The sequence below is a fragment of the Neptunitalea chrysea genome, from assembly GCF_027924145.1.
Lineage (GTDB): Bacteria > Bacteroidota > Bacteroidia > Flavobacteriales > Flavobacteriaceae > Neptunitalea > Neptunitalea chrysea.
The window spans coordinates 53,489-78,891 of sequence record NZ_BRVP01000001.1 but is presented as its reverse complement, the minus strand read 5'-3'; the positions used below and the strand labels follow the sequence as shown (position 1 = coordinate 78,891).

Below are 25,403 nucleotides of genomic sequence, written 5' to 3'. Positions count from 1 at the left end.
AAAAAGTTATTTTCTAAATTTTTTGTAGATCATAAAGCCAATAAAACCGACTAATAAATAAGGCATCGCCATTAAAAACACAATCCCATTATTAACACCTTCTGCTGCCGAAGTATCATCACTGTTTTCTAAAACAGCTCTACACATAGCACATTGTGCCTGGGTTACTATTGGCAACAATAATAATACCCCTGCAACACCCCATGCCATTTTACCTTTATTACGACCCATAATACGGAGCAATCATTACATAAACCACAACTCCTGTTACAGCAACATATAACCAAATAGGAAACGTAATTTTAGCAATTTTACGATGTTTATCAAAACGTTCTGCTAATGCTCTTACATACGTTATTAACACCAAAGGTATAATAGCAATAGATAATAAAATGTGTGTTATTAAAATAACAAAATAAACTACTTTACCTACACCTTCTCCACCGTAACTAGTGCTATCAGAACTCATATGATAGGCTACATACATTACTAAAAACAACAGTGATAGTCCAATACACACCTTCATTATATTTTCATGAAGCTTAATTTTTTTATTCTTTACAGCCCATAAAGCTGCTACTAATAAAATAGCAGTTACCCCATTAATACAAGCGTAAATTGGAGGTAAAAAATAAAAAGGCTGAACATCTAACCCAAAATCTGATAACTTAATAGTAAACAAAATAGCTACTGCTACCGGAATGATTATAGATAAAGCTATAATCAATTTGTTATATTTTTTTTCTATTGTAGTTTGCGCTTCCATGTATTACTTTCTTAATTCTATACCTATATCTGTTATTAAATTCTCTACCTCTTTATTGTTGGTACCATCGTAGCCATAAACAGGGTTTCCGTTAACTACTCTGCATATTACATACCCTTCTTTATCTACAATTAAAAATTGTCCTGAATGTTCAAAACCTCCATTAGCAGCACTCCCTTCTCCCGCATATATCATTAACCCCTTATTCGCCAAGGTATAAATCTCATTTCTATCACCCGTTAGAAAATGCCAATCAGGATTTGTTACCTTATGCTTCTTAGCATACTCCAGTAACACTTCGGGAGTATCATGCTCCGGATCTATTGTAAAAGATGCAATACCAAAATTATCTTTTGTCACAAACTCATCTTGCACCCTAACCATATTTCTATTCATAATAGGACAAATAGATGGACAAGTAGTAAAAAAGAATTCTATCACATATACCTTCCCCTTATAATCTTCATTGGTTATGGTTTTTCCGTTTTGATCTGTAAACGAAAAATTGGGTACCTTACCCATACGTTTCATCTCTACATATTCTTCTGCCGCCACCCTATGCCTATCATCATCAACAACCGAGTTGTTACCTATTTTCTTAGAGACCATACGAATTGTAAATATCCCAAAAATGACAATTACCGCAGTTAAACCAATTACATAATTTTTATTCTTCATCACTTAATTCTTTTAATCTTCGCTGATCAGAATTAAACTTACCACTTCGTTTATCTCTATACTCCTGAAATAAGATTCTAAGATCGGATACTACTTTCTTATGTAATTCAGAAATATTAGTCGCATCATAACCATACAACGGCATACCCTTTTCATCATCTTTGCGCCCACGCAGCCCCAATTCCTTATCTATAATATAAAAATGAGTATTTAACCCAAAAGTAGTATCGTTATCAAAACCTTGTTTTAAATTCTGATAGTATTTATGTATATCATCATTAGATCCGAATACAAAAGTCCAGTATTTTAAATCTACGTACTCTCCTATCTTTTCCCTAATGATTGGCTCCGATTCCTTATACTCTTCCGGAACCACAAATATCAACTGAAATCCTTTATAACCCTTAGCCCACTTATAAGCCTTCTCATTTACATTTGAAATCTCCGTAACATGTTGTATCGGATCTTCATCAAATAACATTACCAATGAAATATGTCCCTTTAAAACCACTTGCATGGTATCTGTGGCAGGTTTAAAATCACCTAATTCCTGAATATCGGTTTTTACAACATCTAGTGGTGTATAGTAATGTTTAGAAGAGAGCATTATTAGCAAAAACATTACCGGCAAAAAAAACAAAATCCCTAAGATTACCTTCTTTTTCATTCTTCTTATTATAGAGCGGTACAAAAATAGAAAAAGGCGGTTAAAAAACCGCCTTTAAATTATATCTTAACTTTTTTTAAAAATCCCATTTTATATATCCAGTGTGATACACATCGAAAATGTAGCTACCTTCATGAAGTAAAATAAACGCTAAATACGGTATTAAAATTAATAATGGTAAAACCAATGACATTTTAAAACTTGTTTTTTCATCTCTAAGGTGCATAAAGTCCCAAGCAATATAATACGCCTTAACCAAAGTAAGGATTATAAATATCCAGTTAAGCAACTTCATACCTGCAACTACTTTTAGTAAAGATTCTGGTTTTAAAATCCCTAATACAACCTCTATTACAGTTATAAAAGAAAGAAAAATAAGTACTCCAAAAATCTTTTGTTGGTTCGACTTAAACTTAAGTGTTCCTCTAAATATTGCTAATTTATGTGAATCGTGTGCCATAATACGCTTTTCTTAATTTGGTGATTAAACAAGGTAAAAGAAAGTAAATACAAATACCCATACTAAGTCTACAAAGTGCCAGTATAAACCAACCTTCTCAACCATCTCATAACTCTTTCTTTTTTCATAAGTACCAACAATCACATTTGTAAATATAATAATGTTTAATACTACTCCAGAAAATACGTGGAAACCGTGGAAACCAGTAATAAAGAAAAAGAAATCTGCAAATAACTTGCTTCCATACTCATTTCTGTGAAGATTAGCACCTTCTACAACATAAGTAGCGTTTTCTAATTTTTTAAGAGATTCTTCTCTACTTAATATTGTTTTGTGTCCATGCTCATCTAAAAGTTGTGTTCTAACTCTTAAATTCTCATGTTCTTTAAATCCTTCTACAACACCAGAAACGGTATAAGTTGGTAAAGCGCCTTCGCTCTCAAACCAAATACCTTCATTAGCTTTATCTTGTACTCTTTCAGTTTCTGTATGCAAAGCAAAATCACCTAAAGCTACTTGTTTGTTAGCTTCAGATACATTTACAAACTGTAAAATGCTACCTCCTTTAGTTTCAATAGCTCCGTACTCACCTTTAATAAAAGTACCCCATTCCCATGCCTGAGAACCAACAAAGACAAGACCACCAATAATAGTAGCAAACATATACCATGCAACACGGTTTTGTTTTAATTTATGCCCTGCATCTACTGCCAACACCATAGTTACTGACGATATAATTAATACAAACGTCATAAAAGCAACATAAATCATAGGTTGCGGATTCCCGTGCATAAATGGTACGTGCGTAAACACCTCATCGGCTATAGGCCATGTATCCATAAATTTAAATCTCGAGAAACCGTAGGCAACTAAAAAGCCCGAGAAAGTTAATGCATCAGAAACGATGAAAAACCAAATCATCATTTTCCCGTAGGTAGCATTTAGTGGTTTATTTCCACCGCCCCATACTGTGCCCTCTGTATCTGCATGTGTAACAGTAGCTTCCATATTAATTAAAGTATATCTGTGTTAAAAATTTCTCAAATTTACATTTTTTTCCTTTTAAAAGAAATATAAAAATGAAACTAAAACAATCCATAAAATATCTAAAAAGTGCCAAAATGTAACACCCTGTTCAAATCCAAGGGTTTGCCCGTGATTATATTTCTGTTTAAAATGATTATAAATAAGCACCAACAGTACAACTAACCCTGCTACAATGTGTAAAATATGCAACACTGCTATCACATATATATACGATGTTCTTACATTACTAGCAGGCCCCGTTAAGTACAAATTTTGTCCTATAAGCTCTTTAAAACCTAAAAATTGAAAATATATAAAGGCTATTCCTAAGGCAAATGTAACCAATAGCATAGCACTTGTAATAGCACTTTGGCTTTTCTTTAAGCCTACCCATGCTACATGCATGGTTATACTACTAATTAAAATAATAGCAGTGCTAATTAAAAACGAGGTAGGAAAATCAAAATCGTGCAACCAATCTTTTCTTTTACTACTTACGATATAAGCACTTAAAAGCCCTGCAAACATCATAGACAAACTAATGATTGCAAATAAAAGAATCATCTTTTTGGCTCTTACTAACTTTTCCTGTCCGGTTCCTTGTGTTAAATCCATCAATTAAGTGGTAATAAATTTATCTGCCACAAAAATAATCTGAATAAGTGTAATATACATAACACTTGCCAACATTAAATTTCTAGCCGACTTATTATCTCTGTTATGGTATAATTTTATAGCAAAAATAAGCATTCCTACTCCTGCTAAAGTCACCAATACAGCCGATACTACAGACAAATGTAACTTACCAGTAATACCTGTAACAGGCAATACAGCAACCAACATCATCCAAAATATATACATTATAATTTGTAGCGCAGTACCTTTATCTCTTTCTCCGGTAGGCAATAAGTTGAACCCACCTTTTTTATAATCATCATGCAACACCCAACCAATAGCCCAAAAATGTGGAAACTGCCAAAAGAACTGAATCATAAACAACGTCCCTGGCTCTATACCAAAATCATTGGTAGCAGCTACCCAACCTAACATAAATGGAATTGCTCCCGGAAAAGCTCCTACAAAAACAGCTAACGGTGTTTTTGTTTTTAAAGGTGTATAGATACTGGTATATAAAAATATAGACAACGCACCAAACATGGCTGTCTTTGGGTTTACATAATATAAGGTAAGAATACCCATAACCGTAAAAGATATAGCAATAAGCAATGCTACACGAACCGACATTCTACCCGATGGCAACGGACGGTTCTGTGTTCGCTTCATTAAAGCATCTAAATCTTTTTCTATAATTTGGTTATACGCATTAGAAGCTCCTACCATAAAGTACCCTCCTAACGCAAGAAGTAATAAAGTGTAATATGAAATTTCTTCGGCTCCTAGCAAATATCCAGCAACAGATGAAAAAACCACACTAGCAGCTAAGCCAACTTTGGTTAATTGTTTAAAATCATCAATTGCGACAGAAAAAGAACTGGTTTTAGATATTGTACTCAATACAGACTTCATCAATAAATTTGTAATTGCGGGCAAAGATAACCGCCAAACTCCTATTCCGCAATCTAAATAGTGCTTTTTTTCTATACAAACCTAATGTTTAACAATTCTAAACAATGATAAATATCATACAAGAGGAAGATTGGAAGAAAAAACAGCGGCTTCTACTAAAAATATTTACATTTGAATACAGTCATAATTATTCCAAACATGAAATACATTTTAATTACTATTTCTCTATTATTACTTATTTCCTGCAATAACACTCCACATAGTAAAGAGATTACTAAAGAAGTAAAATCAGACATAACCACAAAAACCTTAACTCCTGAAGTTCACCTTACCGAAAACCTTGCGTACACTATATCACAACTTCCTATAGCGTGCATTAACACGGAATACCCTAACAAAACCGGACAACTATTACAGTCTGAAAATCAACTGGGCACTCCTTCACAATTACACCCAGCTTTTTATGGTTGTTTCGACTGGCATTCTTCTGTTCATGGGCACTGGTCCATTGTAAGTGTTCTTAACAAATATCCTAACATTAAAAACAGAGATACGTTAATTCGTATTCTAAAAGATCATATTACGCCTGAAAAAATTCAAGGTGAACTAGAATATTTTAATAGAGAAGGTGAATATGCTTATGAACGAACCTACGGCTGGGCATGGTTGTTAGAACTTTCCGGAGCACTTAAACGTTCTAAAATTAATGAGGTTGCCATTTTACAGAACACACTTAAACCATTAACTAAATGCATTGCAGACCGGTATATTAATTTTCTTCCTAAACAACAATACCCAACAAGAGTAGGCACGCATACCAACACCGCATTTGGGCTTAGCTTAGCATACGACTACGCCAAAATAGCTGATAACGACACCCTCTTAAAGGTTATAGAAGAAACTGCTATACGTTTTTTTAAAAATGATGTAGATTGTCCTATTTCATGGGAACCGGGCGGAAGCGATTTCCTTAGCCCATGTTTAGAAGAAGCAAACCTGATGAGAAAAATTCTAGATAAAGACGCATTTAGAGTATGGCTAGACGCATTTCTTCCTCAACTAAAGGATAAAAATTTTACCCTACCAACTGGGATTGTAAGCGACAGAACCGACGGACACCTTATTCACTTAGACGGACTAAACTATAGTAGAGCTTGGTGCTTATTCGGAATAGCCAACACCCTTGGCAACGACTACACCCACCTAAACACCATTGCCGATAAACATATTCAAAAAGCTTTGGAAAACTTAAGCGGTGATAGTTACGAAGGTAGCCACTGGTTAGGTACCTTCGCTTTATACGCTTTGCTAACTAAGGATCATTAAAAATCGTTATACCAGTTAAATAAATCAGTTCTAAATCCTAGTGAAAACCAAACTGTATTTTGCTTAAATGCAGTTTCGGTTGTTGCACTCGGATCAAAGTTTCGTACCAATACATTTCCATACAAACGTAGATTGGTTACCGGATTAATAACATAACCAGCTTGTAATTCGGTAATAAATATACTCGTCTTATTACCCTGTAACATATTTATACCAATATCACCCACTCTGTCATTATAAGTACGGTAAATATTACCCCCATAACTATAATTATCGGTATCCGAATTAAAATCTAATCCTTTTTCACCATAAGTCACTTTTGCGTACCCAAACCATCTATCATATCTATAGTTTGCAATAGCAATTAACTCTTTAAAGTTTGCTCCCCACAAATGTGCCATAGACTGATTATTGTGTCCATAGTTATAATATACTTCATCATGCGAATATGTGTAAGGCCTTACTTGGTTATACTCTAATTGAAGTGTTAAATCTTTTGCCCCAAAAGCATTGTAATACTTAGCTCCTATTTGATAGCCAAATTTGTTAGCCCAACTTTTTTCTCCCCCAGTAATATTCCCCACAGACAACTCATCTAGTATAAACTGACTATATACGTTTATACGGTCATTTATTTTATACTTCCCTGTAAGCCCTATCAAAGCATTCCCAGAACGAGACCCTGCATAAAACTCCATCGCTCTGTAAAATATCAATGGGTTTAAATAACTCACATCAAAACCTCTATGATTATCATCTTTCCAAATTACCGACTCAAAGAACCCTAAATTTAAACGCTTACTTACATTCCAGCTTAAATAGTGTGTTGCCATGTATTTGGTAAGGTATGCACCATCTTCTGTAGCCTCAGGTCTTACATCTTTTAACCACATCCAGGTATTGGTATATTTAAACTTCCAAAACGTAGTATTTAATTTTAAAAAAGGGTACGGACTAGCAGCATCACTAGTTAACAACGACCTGTAACCATCACCAATAAAGTTTTTACCTTGCCCGAACTGAATATTTAAAAATTTAGTTGGTGAGTACGATAAGTAAGCTTCCGCCACCGGATAATCATAACTATCTTCTCCAAATTCTTTAGCAATACCTCTACCTGGTATAATAGCAGGATTTCCACCATCAGGTGCCATACTCTCGGCATACTCGTTAAAATAAGAAGCAAACCTCCCCTGACTCTCATAAAACACCGTGTTAAAATTTAAGTTTTTACCCAAACCACCCTGAAACCTAACCGCTCTTGTGTTGTTATACGTATTAGTGCTACTATACGTATCTCTACCCACTCTTAAATCGGCCACAATATCAAAAGAAAACCAATAATCTTCTCCTACAATAGTAGTAAAATGCTCGTTCCAAAACTTTCTACCAAACCACGTATTTCTTTCCTGAAGCAATGAATTGGTATACTTTTCTAAATCATAATACGAAGCTACCTCATTATACACAAACGGTTTAGATGCTGTATGCGCATTGGTACCAACCGCATTCATTGACGGATCGAAAATTGCGTAGTACTGATGATGAAACGGTATATTTAGTTTGCTATCAAACTCTTTATTCTCATACGGTCTTTTTACAGAAATACTATCATACTGACTCTTCCCGAACGGATTCGCAAAAGCATCGGTAAGATCTTTACCCGATTTAGAAGTAGCAATAGAGTCATTATTAGCCGAAGGTGGGGTTACAGCTTTCGCAAACGGATACTTAATAGTTACCGTATATTGCGAAAACGTAGGCCTACCCGAATACATCACAGGCTGCACCTTAGGAAGCTCTTTAAAAACGCGTTCCATTTCGGTCTTAACAGAAGGTTGTTCTACATCTACAAACAACACCTTAAACTCTCCAGATTCAGTTACCTCAAAAAGCATATCAAATTCTAAGCTATCTTGCACTATTACATCATCAGGCACTTTAAATAATCCTTCTATTTTAGAAAGCAAGGTAGACTTAAAACACTCCTCTTTCCCTACAACAGTATCACATCCTTCAAACAGCGGATACCCATCTTCTGTGGTAACATACTTTTGCTGCGCGAAACCCGTTAAACTAACTATTAACAGAAAAAATAAAACTCTGAACTTATTCATATGAGGCACTTCTATTTTTACGGGTGAAAGATAAGGTTTTTTAAAAAAGTGCTACCTCACAAAATTAAAAAATCCGCCAAAGCGGATTCTTTTCTAGTACAACTACACCAACTGTTTACTCTATAATCGAGATTAGACAGTAGATAGACTTACACCTAATTAGCTTACTGTACTTTAAATATTATTGGAACCATATAACGAACTACTACATTTTCACCTTGCACCTTACCAGGCTCCATTTGCGGTATTTTTTTCACTACCCTTTCAGCCTCATCTCCTAAAAAATCATAAGGGGCTCTTGTTTTAATATCACTAACATACCCATCTTTACCAATATTAAACTGTACATATATTTTTTGAACTCCTTGTAACCCAAAATCAACAGCTTCTTGCGAATCAAAATTCTTTGCAATTAGTTCTCGTATCTTTTCGGAAAGACATGCTGTTTTCTCTTCATTAGAACCTAACCCTTCACACCCAGGAAAAGTTGGAACCTGTTGTACAACACCAATATCATACAATTCTTTCAACTCCCCTTTATCTTCCTTACCTACAACCTCAGGCACAAATGTTAATGCATCTTTAGATAAATCTACCGCCGGAACTTCCCCTGCCTTTTCATCTATTTCATCCGTATCATCTTTCAAATCAAAATCATCTAAAAAATTAGGTTGCTCCACTTGCTCCATAGGCTTCTCTTGTTTTACCTGTTTTTGTTGTTCCTTCTCAATGGTAAATTCTTCTACTATAGGTTCATTTATTATGTAAGGATCAGTAAGGTCTATATGAGCTAGGTCATTATTCTTAGGAAAAGAAATCTGGAACATACCGTACACCAAACCCAAACTTAGAATTAACCCTATTTGAAAATATAACGCCCCATTTCGCCTTACATTAACATCATACTTGCTAGGCACATGTTCCTTACCATTGCCGTGGCTAGAACTTTTTGTAATCTTGTTTTTCATAATGATACTATTTTAATGTTACTTACATCACTTAAAACAAGAAGCGTACCAAAAAAATCTAACCAATAGTACACCATTAAAAAACCTGAAAAATTTTATAGAAGTAGCTGTTAAAAGACTTAAATCGAAGCGAAATTTTAAAGAAAAAAAATGATTTTCTCTACCTTAGCAAAATACATGTTTGGTACACGTTTATTGCTATTGCCGTAGCAAGAACAAAACATCTTGATTTTCATAACGATACTATTTTAATGTTACTTATCACATGCAAACAAGAAATGTACTAAACAAAAAAAGTCCGGTTAACACCGGACTTTTACTATATTATATAAAACTATATTAGTTTAATCTAAATACAATAGGATAAGCAAACGTTACAGGAGTTGGTTGCCCTCTCTGCTTTCCAGGAATTAACTTAGGTAAAGCATCAATAATTCTTTTTGCTTCTTTTTCTAAGTTTTTATCTGGTCCACGTGTACCTAAAACAGTAATTGTACCATCTTTATTAATTCTAAAGTTCACATAAACCCTACCTTGAATTCCCATCTCCTGAGCTATTTCAGGATAATTAAAAGTTTTTCTTACGTGCTCATCTAATTTTTCTTTAAAACACTGTGCTTGCTTGCTTTTTGGCTTTTTCTTACAAGCAGGGAACATAGGTTTATCTTCGATAACTGTAAAAGGAACGTCTACCATTGGCCCTTCTTCTTCTTCTACCTCAACAAATTCTTCCACCTCTCTTACTTCAGTATCTTTACTTACCTCTGTAGATTGAATTTCAACTTCTTCAATTTCTTCATCATCATCAACAATATCAATGATTTCAGGTTGTACTGGTGGTGGCGGTGGTGGCGGTGGTGGTGGCGCTAATTGCATAGTCATTGGCACTTCCTCTACAAGCTCATCACTTAGGTCCATTGAGTAATTAAAATCATCTACCTTGTCATAGGTTTTATACTCAATAGCAGCCCACATAAGCCCAGAAACAAACGCCAGCCCGATGGCAAAGTACAGACCTATATTTCTGTTAAGATCGGCTTTTGGATTTTTCTTAAGTTCCATAATGTTTGTTAAAATTTACGTTCGCTAATTTAAATATTTATTTTAATTAAAAAAACCCCTATTTCACAGTTTTCTTAATTATTAATTTCACCACTATAGCAGCAATAATCGTGCCAGCAAGATTACTTAGAACATCTAAAAAATCTGCATGCCTGGTTTCAGTTAAAAACTTTTGTAGAATTTCTATGGTAACACCAAACAAAAAATCTAGCAACATTGCTAAAAAAAGAACATGTTTGATGTACTTATTCTTAAATTCAAATTTCAAAAACAAATACCACAATACAGTACCTATAAAATGAAACCCAAAATGCACATATTTATCAAAATTAGCAATACGTATTTTTGGAGCATCACTAAGGTTAAATAAGCTAAGGTATACCACTACACTTAACCAACCTATGAGTACTATCAGGTATTTATTATTCTTAACCACCAATTAATTCTTTATATTCTTCTGCAGATAACAAATCATCTAATTCAGAAGTTTCTGTAAACGTTACTTTAATCATCCAACCGTTTCCATAAGGATCAGAGTTTACTAATTCAGGCTCCTCTTCCAATACTTCATTAAATGCTACCACTTCACCTGTTAATGGCATGAATAAATCAGAAACTGTTTTAACCGCTTCTACAGTACCAAAAACTCCTTCTTTATCTAAGGCTTCATCTAGTGTTTCAACCTCAACATAAACGATATCTCCAAGTTCACTCTGAGCAAAATCAGTAATTCCAATAGTTGCGGTATCACCTTCAATCTTTACCCACTCATGATCTTTTGTGTACTTTAATTCTCCAGGTATATTCATTTTTAACCAATTAAATTTTTAGTAATAAAAGCCAAAAATAGTTCTTTATTTCGATTAAAAAAACTAATTAGTTTAGTTCCCAAAATTATATGTTATACTAAACCCTGAACGAATACTAGTTTGCGGATAGGCTGTAGAAATGGCAAATTTAGAAAACGAGTGATCGTAATAGAATTGAGCTTGAATATTTTCAGTTAAAGCGTAACCTGCTGTAAATTTAAGCGACCAGATTGTTTGTCCTGCCGTTACCTCATTGGTATCTAAATTCAAGTACCTAATAACGGTTATATTATCACTTATAGTTACATCTGCTTTTAAATTTAAATCACCGGTAAATGTCTCCTTCTTACCTCCAATTTTTGATGTTAGCCTTAAGTCTTTTACTCGGTAACCAAGTCCTATTACATAGTCGTTACCACTTAAATCGGTTAACAAACTATTATCTAAACTCAACGATAACGATCTGTTCTTTCTAACTTCTGCAGCCATACTAAAAGAGTTCTTCATTTCGAAATCTACACGTACTAACGGATTAAACTGATCTACTAAGTTAATAGTAGAATAGGTTAACTTACTCTTATAGTCGCCACCCGAATTTATCGCTTCTTCCGATTGATCATCATACGACAACCCTCTAATTGGTCTTTCGTAATCTAAGTCTGTAGAAAACTGATTTAACGTATAACTTGATCTATATCCATGAGAAATTGAAAATCGCTTAAAACGATTCTTAAACCATTCAAACTGCATAAATCCGGTGTACTTAACCGTCCATCCCGGAATTGGAATATCTCTAAAGGTTCTTAATGATATCTTTTTTGCATCACCTCCACTATACGCCGCAAGGAATGCCGGTAATAATACTTTCTGACTGCTTTTTCCGAATCCAACAGGATAACCATCCTCATCTACATCATAGTTATTCACCCCGTAAAAATCATTTGCTAAACGCTGCGCTACTAGTAATCTATTTTCTTTAAACTGATCAAACGCTTTAGAAGTTACTTGCCCACCTTTTTCAAAGGCCGTTGCAATCATATTATTCGATATACTAAAATTACCATAGCGATTTTCTATCTGCATATTATAATCTAGTGTACCATCTGAATTTAAATCTTCTACCGTAAAGGTTTCAGCATAATTATCGCTATAAGTACGATCTGCCGAAAGGTTTATTTTTAAATTATTCACAGGCTCTAACTCTGCAGTAAAGTTTAATACAGTACTATTTACCTGCTGAAACTGCTCGCTATATTCGCTATAAGTAGTTAACCACCCGTTCTTAGCAGCTTCGTATCTCACATCTGCCTGACTACCAAAAATAAATCCTAAGGTAGGTCTTGTAGTTCCTATAAAACCAATACTATTTGTGTAACCCGGAAGCACTGTACCATTGCTTTCAGAATAACTAAAGTTCATTCGCTTAACCATGGTTACAAAATCTATCAATCCATCCTTAAGCAAACTACTCTTATCTTCCTCTTGGTTCTGATCAGGGTTTTGCATTGGTGGTGCTCCAGGTCTTGAAATTGAATTTCTCATAGTGCCTCGGTTAGCGTTTCTACGCTTTTTTCGATTATCGATACCTAAATAGCGATACAACCTATCCATATTAAACCCGGCATTAATTTTATGTGTATTCGCATTCTGAACCACATTAATACTTTCACCCGATTCCTGCTCTAGAATATCAGACCCTCTTTGCCAATCAAAATCTCCCGTATACTCATAACTACCCGTCATAAACTTCAACGCAGGAATTTTAGCAAACGGTACGGTATAGTTCAGTTTTAAAGCAGACGCATGATGATTAGCTTCACCGGTATCCCAATAACTACTCCACACATCTTGTGAAGCATCTACCACTTTATTCCCTTCGCTATCATACATGTAATCCCCAAATTCATCTCTCATATAGTAGTTCTTCACAATATTATTGTTAGAAGCACTAAAGTTAAGATTCAACGACTGGGTTAACTGATGACTCACATTAAACTGCCAATCAAATAAGAAATTACGTTGTTGTATTAACGTTGGCTCTAAACTTCCTTCTGTAGCCAATACATCTCTAAATCGTTGCTGATTAAAGGTTCTGTTAATACTTGAAGTAACCGATACACTCTGAGGTAATAAGTTTATGTTTAAATCTTTTAACCATTGCCAATAACTACCTGTAAATAAAGAATCTGCATTTTTAAAAGGCTCTACATTTAATGGCTGAAAGCTATACGAGTAAATAGCTTCTGAACGTACCATCTGATTTCTGTAAAACTGAATCTCATAATCTCTGTGATTTACCTCTGTATACGACTGATTAAATGTTAAATTTTCTATATCGTAAAAATGAGGTTTCTGCTCAGCTCCTCTATTTTTTCTTACACCAATAAAGTTTATACTCTCCTTCTTCGTAAATTCTTGCGACTGCTCTAGAATAGCATCTTTCTCTTCTTGAGTTTCTGCTTCATCTATGCGGTCTTGTAATTTTAAATCTTGATAATATGCATCGTACTCAGGAGTAATTATTTCTTCTGAGTGACTATAATTAAACGGCACTTGAATTCCCCAATTTTTTGGCAATAATTGCCCTAATTGAACATTGGTTACTAAAGAGAAGCTTTTGGTATCTTCCATACTTCTTTCTGTTGGTGTATCTTCAATACCTCCAAAACCAATAGTTGCAATTTGTCCGGTTGCAGAAACTGTTGCAAAATCTGCCACGTTTGCATCTAACTGCCCTACTGCTGCCCAACCTCCTGAGGTTTCCATTTCAGACAAACGCAATTCGTTAAACCAAACTTCCCCACAAACAGTATTTGTATCCGAAGGGTTTTTAAGCCCTACCATCAATACTCTAATATTACCCAATGACGGGTTACCCTTAATACCATACCTAAACTCTCCGGTATCATAAGGAGCACCTTCCGCTACACTATTTAAATCTTCATCATAGAACAGCAAATCACTTAACGATCCGTCAGATATTCCCTTAGCTTTCATATCAGTAAGCGTTTCAAGCACTACCTCTAAGTTATTCTCATCTGGCCAAATTAATTCTGCTGTAGAAGAACCTGCCTCAGTAACCTGTAACGGCACATCAATCTGATAGAAATTATCGGTAAAGTCGGTACCAATTCTAATAAACGCAACAAGATCATTATTCTCTAACGGATTGTTGTTTGCTTCCTCAGCATGTAAAAACATCTTAAGGTTTTTGTACTGTCTAAAATCTACATTTACATTTTTATAGACACCACGAGAATCTAACGGCTCTAAATCGCAAACCAAAAACGATAATGATTGCTCATTTTGTCTTACTACCGTATTGTTATTATTAAGCTGTTCTCTTTGTACACCAGGAGGTAATACATAAGGGATAGGATCTCTGGTTTCATTCTCCTGAATATTAACTGTACTTACCTCAACAGTAGTACCGTCGTCACCCGGAATATCTTCATCTGTCTGCAGTGTATTACTATAGGATCTCCAATCTCCTCTAATTAAATCTAATGTACCAAAACGAAGAATCACCTCATTATTAAATCCGGTTAAATACATACGTATATGAGATATAGAAGTAAAATCTTCTATTCCTCCAATCGTATTAGTTGGAGTATCAATAGGCACTTTATATTGTATCCATCTAACAGTGTATGAATCACTATTTGGCACATCTACCTCCACCTCTCTAATATCGGTAACATAGGCATCATCTACCGTTACATTAGGCTTAATAGGCACACTATACTCAAAATAGCTGTTTACAGTATTCATGGTAAAGTCACGGTTCACATCTTCTACATCTGGTAAAGTAGTAGATCCCTGGTTATCTCCTGTACTAATAGGTGAGTTCCCTTGAGTACCATTATAATTGTAATAACGTTCAGAAATACCTCCCGAAGCCGTTAAGTAATACTCATAGTTATCTTGCGCAGGATCATCAGGATATAAGGATGCATTATTTGTATAATAAGACACCTCTTCAGAATCCGACAAACCATCTAACCCAATATCTTGTGCCGTTCTAGAAGACTCATCATCGTCAAAAGCATATACCAATGCCGAAGTTTGCGGTACTTTACCCCAAGTGGTCGTAGTTTCTAATCCGTCATTTAACCCGTTTTCATATTGCTTTCTACCATCTTTCAGTACATCTTCAGAAATCTGACCTAAGTTAAATACTAATTCTCCTTCTTCTCCTGCCAAAACACCATCCTGATAATATGGATCTAACACCCAGAATTGAATATACTCTACATTTGACTGTTGAAAGTTTGTTGTAGAAATAGAACGGATAATACCACCAAATTTATCATCTGCCGATACCGTACTAAAGAATGAGTTATCGTTATAAGGTCCTTTGGTTTGTGGATAATACGAAAGGTCAAAAGTAGATTGTACAGTAGACTGTCCTTGAGAAACATCTTGCTCAGGGAAAATTTCTTCTATATATACACGTCTGGTACTATTTAAAGATACATCGTCATTTGAGACTCCCGAAGGACGTTGATTTGTATAGAAAATAGGGTCAATCGTATACCAGTTTATCTTTGCTCTTTTGTACCCTGCACCTATATCGTCATTGCTTAATTCTCCTCCTAAGCTAATTGGCGGACTCGAAAGCGTCCATGAAGTGGCTCCACTAATATCTATCGCGGTTTGTGCCCCCTCAAAATCATCTATATACGCAGTGGTTTCCCCTTCAAAATCGGCATTCTTATTTGTTCCTGCTTTTAAGTAAGCAAACTCACCTCGCACCGACACTCTCGATGGCACATCGGTATCAATATTTGGTAATTTATTTACCAAACGAGTAAGTAAAGGAACTTCCGTAGAATAGGTAGCATTTAAACCGTAAATGGTATTATTTACAGATTCCTGCCCATAATTTGTTTTTTGTGTAAGTGGTCGTTCAGACATATTAATTAAGGTACCCCCAATAATAAAGTCATCATTAAACTTATGCTCAATATTAAACCCTGAATATCTTCTTGTTTGTTGTCCGAATAACGAGTTATTCTCTACGGTTGCGTTAATAGTTGCGTTAGACGCTTCTAAGGTAGGGTCTAGAATTTGTACGGTACCTGCTTTATAATTAACAGTATAATCAATACCCTCTGTTAGTGTTCTACCATCTGCAGTAACAGTAACCGACCCCATAGGAATATTATAAGCTCCTAACTGAATGTCTCCACTACTACTTTCTGAAGAATACCTCCCTTTTAATTTAAATTTATTCCTCTCTGCATCTTCGGTAGCATTCGCTTTGGTTTTCTTATACATTGACCTAAAGACATATTTATCTTGGTTAGGGTTTACTGTAGCCTCGTAATTATCATCATTATCGTAATAATCACCTCCACCAAGTAATTCGTATAAGTATTCACCAAAAGGTTCTGCTTTGGTGAAAATAATTTTTCCTTTGGTCTGATCTATTGTAACACCATTATAAAAATCAAAATAACCATCACCCCCTGTTTGTACATCACCATATACATTCAACCTATCAACACCAAAAACATTCAATAACGATTTTTGCTCCAATCCATCTGGCCATGAAGTATCATCCGCTGCCATAATATAATTAACAGGTGAAGGGTCTGTGTATAAAATACTCATTCTAAAATCATCCTGAGCTATTTGATATGCCCCTGTATAATATACGTTTTTCATCATCAGATCCCAGATCGGATCTTTCACTCTAGTCACATTACTCTTTAACAATTTAACTACCAAAGCATTATTATACACTGTAGTAGTTCCGTCTGCATTAGCTGTAGAAGTTGTAGCCTCTATACCATCAGTGGCAAATTCACCTACCTGATACACCTGCCCTTGATACGTATACTGAAATGCCACTCCCAATACCTCATCATTACTCAAAGTTTGGTTTAACGAAATGTATCCTAAGTCTGCATTGAAGGTATAATCTGTACCCTTAACAAGTTTTTGAGCACTTTCTAAAATACTATAGTCTAACCCTTGTGTTACATACCCTTGTAATGCCCCAAAACCATTTTGCGCAGTAGCGGTCTCCCTTACAGCATTTGTTAAAACAGAAGTCCCACCAATTTTGGTAGGATCATAGTCATTTGCATTGTTACGTGGTAATGCATTTGGGTAACCACTGTTGTTATTAAAAAATCCTGAATAGGCATATCCCTGACGTTCAAAACGCGTATTTTGATCATCAGATTGGTACTCCCCTAAATCCTGAATTGCTACAATGTTTCTAACATTATCAGTAGATTGTCCTCGGTTTGTTACCCAAACTTCAATATTTGTAATTTCTATATTTCCTCTTATAAACGGATAAAGCTCTGCATTGTAATCATACACATCTCTAAAGTATTGCGATAAGAAATAATGTTTATTAGCCTCATAGTCTAACGCCATAATTTCAAAATCGTTTACCGTACCACCACCTTGTGCAGTAACTGTTTTGGTTTCCGATTTTTGTTCTGAGAATACCCCCGTAATGGTAGTACCACCAAATTGCAACGTAGTTTTAAGACCAAATAAACTTTGCGCCCCTGTGATTAATTGATTACTAAGTGGCATGCTTATATTACCCACTTCAATACTTCTAATAATAGCATCTTCGTTAGGAGTGTACTCCAGCTTAATCAAATTCTGGAAATCAAGTGTAGTTTCTGTATTATAATTAGCATTAACCGTTAAGCTTTTACCTACTTTACCCTGTAAACCAACTTGTATCTGCTGATCAAAATCAAAACTCAACGAACTTCTGTTTCTTGGTGATATAGAAGGGTTATCCGTTTTTTGGTAACTAATCCCCATGTTAATACCTACACTACCCGATGGTTGCACGGATATGGAATTACCGCCAAAAATACTTGCAAAAAAACTACTTTGTATATACCATGGAGGTAGTAAGTTCTTTTGAGCTTCTTCTCCTTCTTTAGTATTTCCTGAAACCGCACTTATTTTTTGTTTAAAATAATCGCGCATACTTTCCTGAAGTACTAATTCATTGTACTGATCAGGAGTTAAAACAACTGGATACGAAATATCGAATTCACCTACGGTTTCATTATAAATATATAAATCTAATTCCGGATTGTATGTGTATTTTCCAACAATACTACCCGGGTTAGGCAATTCTATTTCACCTGTTGCATGTCCTGCAGATTGATTACCATCTCCGTTATCTTGTGCCTGTAAGTTTACCGATACACTCAACAAGATTACTAAAACAAATATTCTAAAGTAACTGTTCGACACTAAATGTTTTAAGTGGTTAGCTGTGTGGTTGTTAGTCATTATAGTCGTTTCAGTGCTTCTTTAATTATAGCTTCAACACTTAGTTCCGAATCTTCTGCTGCAATTTTTTGGACAACTTTTTCCGCTTGTTTACGCACAAAACCAAGAACCTCTAAAGCAGATAACGCCTCATCTTTATTGGTATTGCCCTCAGATATGTTAATATCTTCTATTTCGTGAATTTTTAATACTTTATCCTTTAAATCAAGTATTACCCGTTGCGCTGTTTTAGCTCCAATTCCTTTTACAGATTGTATTGCCGTAACATTTTCAGTAGCAATTGCTGTAGCTACCTCTTTAGCTGTTAAAGAAGACAACATTGTTCTGGCAATACCGGTTCCAATTCCTGAAACAGATATTAACAACCTAAATACTTCTCGTTCGGCTAAAGTAGTAAATCCGTATAGAGTGTGTGCATCTTCCTTAATTTGTAAATGTGTATACAATTTAAGTTGTTCGGCACTACCTATACTCGAATAGGTATTTAATGAAATATTTATAAAATATCCAACCCCGTGACAATCTATTATCACATAAGTTGGATTTTTCTCTGTTAATTTTCCGCTAATATGAGTTATCATCCCTTCTTCAAATGCTAAGCCCCAAAAATAATAAAATTATTTACAAAGCATTTGAACTTTACATTATTAGGACATTATTTACGCCCACGGGCTACTTTTTCCTTTTCTTGAGCATCTACAACAGCAACCGCAGACATATTTACCATTTCGCTAACACTGGCTCCTAACTGAAAAATATGTACTGGTTTATTTAACCCTAATAACATAGGACCAATAGACTCCGACTTATTTAACTCCTTCATTACCTTATAGGTTATGTTCGCCGCATCAAGGTTAGGAAATATAAACGTATTCACATTTTTACCTGCCAATTTTGAGAACGGAAATTTACGTTGCATCATTTCTTTGTTCATGGCAAAATCTGATTGTACTTCTCCATCTATAATTAAATCAGGGTAATTATCGTGTAAATAACTCACCGCATGATTCATTTTCTTAGCTGTATCATGGCTAGATGATCCAAAATTAGAATATGATAACATTGCCATTACCGGATCTACACCAAACATTTTAGCCACCCTTGCCGTCATAGTTGCTATATGCGCTAATTGCTCAGCCGTTGGATTAAGATTGATAGCAGTATCTGATAAAAACATAGGTCCTCTATCGGTAAGCATTAAGTTGGCTGCAGCTACAATAGCATCTCCTTCTGCCTTTCCTATTAACTCTAACACGGGGGTAACTACCGATGGATAACTTCTAGAATACCCGGCTACCATTGCATCTGCATCTCCTTCATTTACCATAATAGAAGCAAAGTAGATACGCTCTTTCATTCGTCTTCTTGCCTCATACAAAGTAATTCCTTTACGTTTTCTAGAAGCCCAATACTTTTGAGCATAACGCTCTTTTAGCTCCTTCTGCTCATCGGTCTTAGGATCTATTATCTCCATACCAGGCTCAAACTCCAGAGTATTCATCAACTCCTCTATACGAGCCCTGTCCCCAAGTAAAATTGGGGTTCCTATTCCCTCTTCCTTTACAATTTGAGCTGCTTTTAGAACATCTAAATGATCTGCTTCTGCAAATACAATTCGTTTCGGATTTGTTTTTGCACGATTGTGCAGCATTCTTATAATCTTATGATCGTTCCCTAAACGTTGTAATAACTCTTCTTCGTAATTCTCCCAATTGGTAATTTCGTCTGTTGCTACACCACTATCTATAGCAGCTTTTGCTACTGCTGGTGGAATCTTAGCAATAAGCCTAGGGTCAAACGGTTTAGGTATAATATACTCTTTACTAAACGTAATATGAGTTTCTCCATATGCCTTATTTACTTGCTCAGGCACTGGTTCTTTCGCTAATGCAGCAATTGCTTTAACGGCCGCCATTTTCATTTCTTCATTAATCTTAGTTGCTTTTACATCTAAAGCACCTCTAAAAATAAACGGGAATCCTAATACATTGTTTACCTGATTAGGATGATCTGATCTACCGGTAGCCATAATAATATCGTCTCTGGTTTTTACCGCTAAATCATAATTTATCTCTGGATTTGGATTTGCCATTGCAAATACAATAGGGTCTGCATTCATAGATCGCAACATCTCAGGAGTTACAATATCGGCTACTGAAAGTCCTATAAACACATCGGCACCTTTCATAGCTTCCTCAAGTGTATCAATTTTTCTATCACTGGCAAATTCCATTTTCTCGGTAGTCAGATTCGTGCGGTCTTTACGTATAACCCCCTTACTATCTAACATTACAATATTGTCTGCCTTAGCACCAAATGCTTTATATAAGCGGGTACAAGAAACAGCCGCAGCACCAGCGCCACTAACCACAAAGGTTACTTCTTCTATTTTCTTACCGGCAATCTCAAGGGCATTCAATAAAGCAGCCGCAGAAATAATAGCAGTTCCGTGCTGGTCATCGTGCATTACCGGTATATCTAATTCCTCTTTTAATCGTCGCTCTATTTCAAATGCTTCCGGAGCTTTTATATCTTCTAAGTTAATCCCCCCAAAGGTTGGGGCAATTATCTTTACTGTTTCAACAAACTTATCTATATCCTTTGTGTCAAGCTCAATATCGATTCCATCAATATCCGCAAAAATTTTAAACAGAAGTCCTTTTCCTTCCATTACCGGCTTAGACGCTTCTGGTCCAATATCGCCTAGCCCTAATACAGCTGTACCATTAGAAATTATTGCTACTAAATTTCCTTTTGCGGTATATTTATATACGTTTTTAACATCTTTTTCTATCTCTAAACAAGGTTCTGCTACCCCAGGTGAATACGCCAACGCAAGATCGCGTTGTGTTGAATAAGGCTTGGTTGGCACTATTTTAATTTTTCCTGGTTGTGGCTTCGAATGATAAACTAAAGCTTCTCTTGGTCTAGTATCTTTTTTTGACATAATATATTGATTAAGATATCTAAACAAAGATACATGTATTAACAAAAAAACAGTTCGCTTTTTCAGATATAAACAATATTTTAAAGATAAATTTGACAAATATCATATTTACCAAAACTAGTTACACACTACTATATGGTATACTAATTATGGTTACATTTAAAACAACACATCTATTCATCATCAGTAAACCTAGCCTTACCTAAAAAAACAGCAATACTAAAGCACCAATTACTTTACTATGTTTACTATTAATCTGGAACTTGGAACCTTCCTTAATTACGGATATTATGCTACATCTAAATTTAAAGACAATCTAGCCTTTAAATTCACTTATAGTATAAGTTTTAAATAAGAGCTATTTCAAGAAAGAGATATTACGGCTAAGGCCGGCAAACTTAGTACGCTTAACAGCCGATTTTTTAAACACTTTGCTAAATGTTTCCTGAGTAAGTTCTGTCCAGTCTTTATACGTCATATCTAACAACTCAGGATGTGGATTAAAAAGCGGTTCATTATGCGGTTTAGAGAATCGGTTCCACGGACATACATCCTGACACACATCACAACCAAACATCCAATTATCAGTTTTTCCCTTAAACTCGGTTGGTATTTGGTCTTTAAGTTCTATTGTTAGGTACGATATACATTTACTACCATCTACCACATACGGAGCCACAATAGCCTCGGTAGGACACGCATCTATACAAGCAGTACATGTACCGCAATGATCGGTAGTTGGTCCGTCATACACCAAAGGTATATCTACAATAAGTTCAGCAATAAAGAAAAATGAGCCTGTTTGCTTTGCTAATAAATTAGAGTGCTTACCTATCCAGCCTAAGCCACTTTTAGCCGCCCATGCTTTATCCAATACAGGAGCCGAATCTACAAAAGCTCGTCCGTTTACTTCTCCAATATACGCTTGCATATCAGTAAGCAATAGCTTTAGTTTGTCTTTTATCACAAAATGATAATCGGTACCATAGGCATATTTAGATAGCTTAGGAGCTTCTATATCTGTTTGTGTTTGTTCAGGATAATAATTTAAAAGAAGCGATATAACCGATTTAGCATCATCTACCAATAAACGAGGATCTAAGCGTTTATCAAAATGATTCTCCATATAATGCATTTCACCCTGTCTATTTTCAGACAACCACTTCTCTAATCGGGGAGCTTCTTCTTCTAAAAATGTTGCTTCCGATATACCACACCCCATAAACCCAAGCTCTTTAGCTTTGGCTTTTACAAAGTTGGTATATCTGCTAACATTAGAATCCAAAAATTATCGGGTTTTAAATTGCAATATAGCATTCTTTGGTTTTAAGGTAATCAATGGTAAAATTTCAATAGGCGTGTTTTTAGTTTCTATTCTAAATCGCTTTAAAAGCTCAGACATTGCCAAGATCATTTCAAACATCGCAAAATTATTCCCTATGCATTTTCTAGGTCCCGCACCAAATGGGTAGTACGCCATCGTATTCTGAACAGTAGCATCCTCAAAACGTTCTGGTTTAAAAGTAAGCGGATCGTCCCAAAAATCAACACTTCTATGAATCTCATAAACCGACATAAGTATACTGGTTCCTTTGGCTATTAGCATACCATTATAGGCATCATCTTCTAAACAAACACGATCTATAAAATACACCGGAGGATACAAACGCATTACCTCCGCAATAACTGCATTAGCATAAACACTTTCTTGTATACGCGTCATAATATCAAGAGACGTATTTTGCTGTACCTCCACTGCTAATTTCTCCTGCACTTCCGGATGCCTTGCCATGAGTTCGCAAAAAAATGTAAGCGCATTAGAAGTTGTTTCATGTCCGGCTATAAATAAGATCAGAATTTCATCTATTAGTTGCTCCTCCTCCATTACACTGCCGTCGTCATAAGTAGCCTCTAACAACATATCCAATAAATCTCCGAAACGTTCTTCGGCTTTTCTTCGCTCGTCAACAATTTGTTTAAGAATAGTTCTGGCTTGGTGCGTATAGGCAATATTACGTTCTATTTTACCAGTTAACTTAAACCACCATGCTTTGTAAGGTTGTCTTAACTCCGAAACTAACATTTTTTGAGCCGTTTCCGTAATCTCTTGCAATTCGGCTATATCATTAGCATCTGCTGCGCCACTAAACAAGGCCTTTACAACCGTTTGAAAAGCCAAATCGTTCAGAATAGGAAATATATCAATAGGCTCAGTAACCGTAATCCTTTCAATTTCAGAAATTATAGCCTTTTCTACGGTATCTAATAATCGGGTTAAATGCTTTTTATGAAAAGCAGGCTGAATTAATTTGCGTTGTTTTCTCCAATGCTCCCCATTGGTAGTTAACAAACCTAGTCCAACATACTTAGCTAAATCCTCTGTCTGAATACTAGACTTATAATAGTTCTTCTGATTTTTTTGTAGCACATATTGTGCTAATCCGGCGTCTCTGGAAAACAGCAAAGACGTTTTTGCTCCTATTTTTAATCTAAAAGTATCTCCTAGTCTTTTAAAATTAGCCCGATGAAAAGGCAACGGATTTTTAAGAATCTGCGCTGCATTTCTTAAAAAACGAAAAGTAGACACAGTAGGTATATTTGTTTGCAAACTCATAAATCCGTTTTTAAAACAATCCTCCTTGAATATTCCCTTTAATTCTACCTAAATGTTTATAGGCTAAATCGGTTACCTCTCTACCTCTCGGAGTTCTAATAATAAACCCTTGCTGAATTAAAAAAGGCTCGTATACTTCTTCTATAGTTTCGGCACTATCCGAAACGGCAGTTGCCAAGGTAGTAATCCCCACCGGCCCCCCTTTAAACTTATCTATAATGGTGGTTAAAATTTTATTATCCATTTCATCTAATCCATGTGCATCTACATTCAATGCTTTTAAGGCATATCTTGAAATTTCAATATCAATAGAACCATTTCCTTTTATCTGTGCAAAATCTCTAACTCTACGTAATAACGCATTCGCAATACGAGGCGTACCTCTACTTCTTCCAGCAATTTCTATGGCGGCTTCCATAGTTATGGGTACTCGTAAAATACCAGCACTACGCTGAACGATATCTGCTAAAAGTTCGGTAGAATAATATTGTAATCTACTTTGAATTCCGAAACGGGCACGCATTGGTGCTGTAAGCAAACCAGAACGTGTTGTTGCCCCAACCAATGTAAACGGATTCAAATTAATTTGAACTGTTCGGGCATTGGGACCAGACTCAAGCATTATATCAATCTTATAATCCTCCATAGCAGAGTACAAATACTCTTCTACTACAGGACTCAATCTATGGATTTCATCTATAAATAAAATATCTCGCTCGTCAAGATTTGTAAGCAATCCGGCAAGATCACCTGGTTTATCCAAAACAGGTCCGGAAGTAATTTTAATTCCCACCTCCAACTCATTGGCTAATATATTTGCTAGGGTTGTTTTTCCTAGTCCAGGAGGACCATGAAACAAGGTGTGATCTAACGCTTCACCTCTTAAATTAGCTGCCTGCACAAATATCTCAAGATTCTCTAATACAGAGGCCTGACCAGTAAAGTCACTAAACGAAAGGGGTCTTAACGCCTTTTCTACATCAAGCTCTTCTGGTGAAAAGTGAGATTTTTCGGGATCTAGATTACTATTCATATATTTTCTGCTTACCTTAGAGAATAATTCTTCACAAAGAATTCCCCCCTACACAGCAAAGATACTAAAAGAATGTTCATAATATTATAAGAATAATTACACAATCATTCGATGATAATTAT

Annotated in this window: 20 protein-coding genes; 1 reads left to right on the top strand and 19 read right to left on the bottom strand. The window is 35.4% G+C overall.

Annotation, left to right across the window (positions count from 1 at the left end):
- Positions 1 to 6: 6 nt before the first annotated feature.
- From NBRC110019_RS00315 to cyoE, 8 genes are all read right to left on the bottom strand, one after another.
- A complete protein-coding gene (locus tag NBRC110019_RS00315; protein WP_507763652.1) occupies positions 7 to 210 on the bottom strand; it encodes a CAMCR motif-containing small membrane protein in 204 nt (67 codons plus the stop codon).
- Positions 211 to 220: 10 nt separating this feature from the next.
- Positions 221 to 766 (bottom strand): DUF420 domain-containing protein, encoded by a 546-nt coding sequence (locus tag NBRC110019_RS00310; RefSeq protein WP_281751146.1) that lies wholly within the window; start codon positions 764 to 766, stop codon positions 221 to 223.
- A gap of 3 nt (positions 767 to 769) precedes the next feature.
- Positions 770 to 1,444 carry an SCO family protein gene (locus tag NBRC110019_RS00305; protein WP_281751144.1) on the bottom strand — a complete coding sequence of 225 codons (675 nt, stop codon included), beginning with the start codon at positions 1,442 to 1,444 and terminating at the stop codon, positions 770 to 772.
- The gene (locus NBRC110019_RS00300; protein WP_281751142.1) at positions 1,434 to 2,111 is read right to left on the bottom strand and encodes a hypothetical protein; all 678 of its coding nucleotides are present in this window, start codon (positions 2,109 to 2,111) and stop codon (positions 1,434 to 1,436) included. The genes NBRC110019_RS00305 and NBRC110019_RS00300 overlap by 11 nt, the downstream gene beginning before the upstream one ends.
- A 76-nt stretch (positions 2,112 to 2,187) precedes the next feature.
- Entirely contained in the window at positions 2,188 to 2,571 is a 384-nt protein-coding gene (locus tag NBRC110019_RS00295; RefSeq protein ID WP_281751140.1) for a cytochrome C oxidase subunit IV family protein, read from the bottom strand.
- A gap of 24 nt (positions 2,572 to 2,595) precedes the next feature.
- A complete protein-coding gene (locus NBRC110019_RS00290; RefSeq protein WP_281751138.1) occupies positions 2,596 to 3,579 on the bottom strand; it encodes a cytochrome c oxidase subunit 3 in 984 nt (327 codons plus the stop codon).
- A gap of 54 nt (positions 3,580 to 3,633) precedes the next feature.
- On the bottom strand, positions 3,634 to 4,212 hold the full coding sequence (locus NBRC110019_RS00285) for a cytochrome c oxidase subunit 3 (protein WP_281751136.1): 579 nt from the start codon (positions 4,210 to 4,212) through the stop codon (positions 3,634 to 3,636).
- A gap of 3 nt (positions 4,213 to 4,215) precedes the next feature.
- Positions 4,216 to 5,124 carry a heme o synthase gene (gene cyoE, locus NBRC110019_RS00280; protein ID WP_281751133.1) on the bottom strand — a complete coding sequence of 303 codons (909 nt, stop codon included), beginning with the start codon at positions 5,122 to 5,124 and terminating at the stop codon, positions 4,216 to 4,218.
- A gap of 198 nt (positions 5,125 to 5,322) precedes the next feature.
- Here cyoE and NBRC110019_RS00275 point away from each other — a divergent pair, with 198 nt between their 5' ends.
- Complete coding sequence (locus NBRC110019_RS00275) at positions 5,323 to 6,450, top strand: DUF2891 domain-containing protein (protein ID WP_281751132.1); 1,128 nt, start codon at positions 5,323 to 5,325, stop codon at positions 6,448 to 6,450.
- Here the strand turns inward: NBRC110019_RS00275 and remB are convergent.
- From remB to ruvB, 11 genes are all read right to left on the bottom strand, one after another.
- Positions 6,447 to 8,567 (bottom strand): gliding motility outer membrane protein RemB, encoded by a 2,121-nt coding sequence (gene remB, locus NBRC110019_RS00270; protein WP_281751130.1) that lies wholly within the window; start codon positions 8,565 to 8,567, stop codon positions 6,447 to 6,449. The genes NBRC110019_RS00275 and remB overlap by 4 nt on opposite strands.
- A 164-nt stretch (positions 8,568 to 8,731) precedes the next feature.
- Positions 8,732 to 9,535 carry an energy transducer TonB gene (locus NBRC110019_RS00265; RefSeq protein ID WP_281751128.1) on the bottom strand — a complete coding sequence of 268 codons (804 nt, stop codon included), beginning with the start codon at positions 9,533 to 9,535 and terminating at the stop codon, positions 8,732 to 8,734.
- Positions 9,536 to 9,874: 339 nt separating this feature from the next.
- Positions 9,875 to 10,597: an energy transducer TonB gene (locus NBRC110019_RS00260; RefSeq protein WP_281751126.1), complete on the bottom strand. Its 723-nt coding sequence runs from the start codon at positions 10,595 to 10,597 to the stop codon at positions 9,875 to 9,877.
- A 58-nt stretch (positions 10,598 to 10,655) separates the two neighbouring features.
- Positions 10,656 to 11,033 (bottom strand): VanZ family protein, encoded by a 378-nt coding sequence (locus NBRC110019_RS00255; protein WP_281751124.1) that lies wholly within the window; start codon positions 11,031 to 11,033, stop codon positions 10,656 to 10,658.
- Positions 11,026 to 11,406 carry a glycine cleavage system protein GcvH gene (gene gcvH, locus NBRC110019_RS00250; protein ID WP_281751122.1) on the bottom strand — a complete coding sequence of 127 codons (381 nt, stop codon included), beginning with the start codon at positions 11,404 to 11,406 and terminating at the stop codon, positions 11,026 to 11,028. The genes NBRC110019_RS00255 and gcvH overlap by 8 nt, the downstream gene beginning before the upstream one ends.
- A gap of 72 nt (positions 11,407 to 11,478) precedes the next feature.
- Complete coding sequence (gene sov / locus NBRC110019_RS00245; RefSeq protein WP_281751120.1) at positions 11,479 to 18,687, bottom strand: T9SS outer membrane translocon Sov/SprA; 7,209 nt, start codon at positions 18,685 to 18,687, stop codon at positions 11,479 to 11,481.
- Positions 18,687 to 19,268, bottom strand: a complete 582-nt coding sequence (gene ruvA, locus NBRC110019_RS00240; RefSeq protein WP_281751118.1) for a Holliday junction branch migration protein RuvA — start codon at positions 19,266 to 19,268, stop codon at positions 18,687 to 18,689. Before ruvA ends, sov begins: the two co-directional genes overlap by 1 nt.
- Positions 19,269 to 19,342: 74 nt before the next feature.
- On the bottom strand, positions 19,343 to 21,634 hold the full coding sequence (locus NBRC110019_RS00235) for an NADP-dependent malic enzyme (protein ID WP_281751116.1): 2,292 nt from the start codon (positions 21,632 to 21,634) through the stop codon (positions 19,343 to 19,345).
- A 358-nt stretch (positions 21,635 to 21,992) separates the two neighbouring features.
- Positions 21,993 to 22,919 carry a tRNA epoxyqueuosine(34) reductase QueG gene (gene queG / locus NBRC110019_RS00230; RefSeq protein WP_281751114.1) on the bottom strand — a complete coding sequence of 309 codons (927 nt, stop codon included), beginning with the start codon at positions 22,917 to 22,919 and terminating at the stop codon, positions 21,993 to 21,995.
- 3 nt (positions 22,920 to 22,922) lie between these two features.
- The gene (locus NBRC110019_RS00225) at positions 22,923 to 24,248 is read right to left on the bottom strand and encodes a cytochrome P450 (RefSeq protein ID WP_281751112.1); all 1,326 of its coding nucleotides are present in this window, start codon (positions 24,246 to 24,248) and stop codon (positions 22,923 to 22,925) included.
- Positions 24,249 to 24,258: 10 nt separating this feature from the next.
- Entirely contained in the window at positions 24,259 to 25,281 is a 1,023-nt protein-coding gene (gene ruvB / locus NBRC110019_RS00220; protein ID WP_281751110.1) for a Holliday junction branch migration DNA helicase RuvB, read from the bottom strand.
- Between the last annotated feature and the right edge of the window lie 122 nt (positions 25,282 to 25,403).

Bases quoted from the DNA above. Each gene is read 5' to 3' on its own strand.
- NBRC110019_RS00315 (WP_507763652.1), bottom strand. From the start codon at position 210: ATGGCATGGGGTGTTGCAGGGGTATTATTATTGTTGCCAATAGTAACC.
- NBRC110019_RS00310 (WP_281751146.1), bottom strand. From the start codon at position 766: ATGGAAGCGCAAACTACAATAGAAAAAAAATATAACAAATTGATTATA.
- NBRC110019_RS00305 (WP_281751144.1), bottom strand. From the start codon at position 1,444: ATGAAGAATAAAAATTATGTAATTGGTTTAACTGCGGTAATTGTCATT.
- NBRC110019_RS00300 (WP_281751142.1), bottom strand. From the start codon at position 2,111: ATGAAAAAGAAGGTAATCTTAGGGATTTTGTTTTTTTTGCCGGTAATG.
- NBRC110019_RS00295 (WP_281751140.1), bottom strand. From the start codon at position 2,571: ATGGCACACGATTCACATAAATTAGCAATATTTAGAGGAACACTTAAG.
- NBRC110019_RS00290 (WP_281751138.1), bottom strand. From the start codon at position 3,579: ATGGAAGCTACTGTTACACATGCAGATACAGAGGGCACAGTATGGGGC.
- NBRC110019_RS00285 (WP_281751136.1), bottom strand. From the start codon at position 4,212: ATGGATTTAACACAAGGAACCGGACAGGAAAAGTTAGTAAGAGCCAAA.
- cyoE (WP_281751133.1), bottom strand. From the start codon at position 5,124: ATGAAGTCTGTATTGAGTACAATATCTAAAACCAGTTCTTTTTCTGTC.
- NBRC110019_RS00275 (WP_281751132.1), top strand. From the start codon at position 5,323: ATGAAATACATTTTAATTACTATTTCTCTATTATTACTTATTTCCTGC.
- remB (WP_281751130.1), bottom strand. From the start codon at position 8,567: ATGAATAAGTTCAGAGTTTTATTTTTTCTGTTAATAGTTAGTTTAACG.
- NBRC110019_RS00265 (WP_281751128.1), bottom strand. From the start codon at position 9,535: ATGAAAAACAAGATTACAAAAAGTTCTAGCCACGGCAATGGTAAGGAA.
- NBRC110019_RS00260 (WP_281751126.1), bottom strand. From the start codon at position 10,597: ATGGAACTTAAGAAAAATCCAAAAGCCGATCTTAACAGAAATATAGGT.
- gcvH (WP_281751122.1), bottom strand. From the start codon at position 11,406: ATGAATATACCTGGAGAATTAAAGTACACAAAAGATCATGAGTGGGTA.
- sov (WP_281751120.1), bottom strand. From the start codon at position 18,687: ATGACTAACAACCACACAGCTAACCACTTAAAACATTTAGTGTCGAAC.
- ruvA (WP_281751118.1), bottom strand. From the start codon at position 19,268: ATGATAACTCATATTAGCGGAAAATTAACAGAGAAAAATCCAACTTAT.
- NBRC110019_RS00235 (WP_281751116.1), bottom strand. From the start codon at position 21,634: ATGTCAAAAAAAGATACTAGACCAAGAGAAGCTTTAGTTTATCATTCG.
- NBRC110019_RS00225 (WP_281751112.1), bottom strand. From the start codon at position 24,248: ATGAGTTTGCAAACAAATATACCTACTGTGTCTACTTTTCGTTTTTTA.
- ruvB (WP_281751110.1), bottom strand. From the start codon at position 25,281: ATGAATAGTAATCTAGATCCCGAAAAATCTCACTTTTCACCAGAAGAG.